The following is a 2,746-nucleotide window of genomic DNA, read 5'->3' as shown; positions in this document are numbered from 1 at the left end:
GATCCGAACTCTAATAATAATTTATCAAGTGCGGGTGACTGAATTATTAAGGTTTCCAGATCGTGAGTATCTGTGAGGATTAAATTTGGGCTGCGATCGAGTAGTGGGGACAAGCAGCGATCGAAGTCCGCATCGACGATACCTAATACACCCGGAAAGTTATCTTCATCCAAAATCTCTAACACTCGAATCACGAGTTTTTTGCTGGATGGTTTGCCAGATACTACTCTCAGTTTACATCGATCGCAATCAGTAAAACGTTCATAAAATACCTTGTCTGTGCTGCCTTCGACTAGCAGAAAGCTACCCTTAAAAGTCGATCTTTGCTGTCTGATTTCATTGGCAAAGCGATCGGGTGTAAGAAACTCTCTCATTTATCAGATCCTTTCAACTCCACTGTTAGATCCCAGCGATCTTGAATGATATCTGGTGAATGAGTAGCCATCAAAATATCCAGATCCGCAAGCTTTGTAATTTCTTGCAGATCTTTTAGAAACTGAGTTTGCCATCCAACATGCAATGATAGTTCAGGCTCATCGATTAGTACGAGAGAACTTGGTTGAACTTTAAATAGCAGCTCATATAAAAGAACTAGCTCATGTTGTTCGCCAGATGATAGATCTGTTGGCGATAGTGTTTCTGGATTGAGAGATGATGTATTCAATGTTTTGAAAATGAATCCTCTCTCTTTACTAAAATCCATTTGTTTATATGAATAAGCAAATTTATTGTTAATGATTTCTCTCAGAAGTTCTATTTTGCTAGCGATTTCGTTGAAAACACTGAGTTTCTTCTCAACATCATCAACATATACTGACAAAACATTTTTTGTTTTTTCATCTACATCTTGCGGATGAATTTGAAAATTTGCATTTTCTCCTTTATCTAGTAGTCCCACTTCTATAAGGCGAGATCTTGTTTTTTCAAGTTCTTCTAACCGATTGAGAAGTTGTTTATCTGTCAATTCGTGAGCAGAGCCTTGTTGTAAAACTCTAACTGGGAATGTTCTGTCAAGTGATTGAGATGTTGTCGCATACTCTGCCAATTTAATCTGAATTAGTGTCGCTAATTCTTCAGAATAAGCAGAAACAGTTGGCAACATAGAGTATTGTGAACTAGTATACGTCCTTGAAGAACGATTAGGAATGTCTATATTAACATTCAATAATCTTTGTGATTCAATTAAGCGAATGTGAACACTATTCTTTATTTTAGCTAACCATTCAGGCTCTTTCGATCGTCTTATCAATTGCTGGATTTTTGTAGGTAAAATATCTTCAAATCTCTCTAAAATTTCTTCTATTGAAATAAATGGCTCACCAGTAGGTTGATATATCCAATTTCTAGAGCCAATTCTTTCTAATCCTGGTACTAGATCCTGTATATTGTTTGCTCTTAACAAATCATTAATATACCAATCCGCATCTGAAGATTTTCCAATTTCCTTCAATAAATGTGTCTCTTTACTAGAATCTTTTCTCTCCAATTCAATCTTAATTAATTCTCTTTGTTGTTTAGATTTAGTGGAAGCATCGATAGCTTTAATAACTTCTATTTTATTGAAGTCATCAAATAAAACGATAAATTTGGTAAAAGGAATATTACGGAATACTGAATACTGAGAATTGAACAACCCGTTCAACATTTTCAACATAGCTGTTTTTCCAAATCCATTTGGCCCGTGGACGATTGTGATACGATCGTCCATGTTTAATGGAATTACATGATTAAAAATTCCAAATAGACCCTCAACAGATACTTGCTTAATTCGCATACTCTTCTGGTTCCACTGCCATAGGCTTCCTATGTGCGATTATAACTTTTACCTTACGCAGAAGTCTTGAGATTGATGCCCAATACCTGAGTATAAGCTCCCCGTGCTTGCGTCACCCCGATCGTCCGATCCGCCGCTTCAATCATCGGGCGACGCAAACTCACTACCAAAAACTGAGCTTGATTGGCTTGCTTACGAATCATCTTCGACAGGCGTTCTACATTTGCCCCATCGAGGAACATATCCACCTCATCGAAGGCATAGAAGGGCGATGGGCGGTAGCGTTGGAGCGCAAAGATAAAACTTAGAGCCGTCAGAGATTTCTCGCCCCCTGACATCGAGGAGAGGCGTTGAACGGGTTTACCTTTGGGGTGGGCGACGAGATTTAAACCACCGCCGAAGGGGTTGGCGGGATCTTCTAATTGAAGGAAGCCGTCGCCGTCAGAGAGTTCGGCGAAGATATCTTGGAAATTGAGGTTGACAGCATCAAAGGCTTCGCTGAAGGCTTGGAAGCGCAGGGTGGTGAAGTTTTCGATGCGGAGTAATAGCTCCATACTTTCAGCTTCGAGGGTGCCGAGTTTGTCGCTGAGTTCTTGGAGGCGGTTATTGGTTTCTTCGTAAGCTTCGAGGGCGAGCATGTTGACGGGTTCCATTCCTTCCATCCGCTTTTGGAGTAGGCGGATTTGGGATTGGAGGGAGGCGAGATATTCGTCGGTTTGGGATTCGGGTGGGATTTCGGGAAGTTCGGCGGGGAGTTCGGTGCGTTGGGTGGCGATTTGGATGATCAGGTTGTCGATTTCGATTTGGCGTTGCTGCTGGAGTTGGGTGAGCTTTTGCTGCTCCCACTGGAGTTCTTGGAGGTTGAGCTGGAGTTGACGCAGTTTGGCTTCGGCTTTGTCGCGTTCTTGTTTGTCGGTACCGAGTTCTTTGTCGAGGATGACTAGGGCGACTTTGGTTGCGGTGATTCCGTCG

General features: G+C 41.4%; 2 protein-coding genes and 1 pseudogene. All 3 read right to left on the bottom strand.

Annotation, left to right across the window (positions count from 1 at the left end; all coding sequences use genetic code 11):
• On the bottom strand, positions 1-374 hold a 374-nt coding region (locus RMO55_RS18465; RefSeq protein WP_310429004.1), incomplete at its 3' end, for a DUF4435 domain-containing protein.
• Positions 371-1,774: an AAA family ATPase gene (locus RMO55_RS18460; protein ID WP_310429002.1), complete on the bottom strand. Its 1,404-nt coding sequence runs from the start codon at positions 1,772-1,774 to the stop codon at positions 371-373. The genes RMO55_RS18465 and RMO55_RS18460, both read right to left, overlap by 4 nt.
• Positions 1,775-1,827: 53 nt before the next feature.
• Positions 1,828-2,746 (bottom strand): annotated as a pseudogene (locus tag RMO55_RS18455) (chromosome segregation protein SMC); the annotation flags it as partial.

It is taken from the genome of Chamaesiphon sp. VAR_48_metabat_135_sub (assembly GCF_031418915.1).
Classification (GTDB): domain Bacteria; phylum Cyanobacteriota; class Cyanobacteriia; order Cyanobacteriales; family Chamaesiphonaceae; genus Chamaesiphon.
The sequence above is the reverse complement of the archived record's forward strand: the minus strand, read 5'-3'. Positions and strand labels throughout refer to the sequence as shown.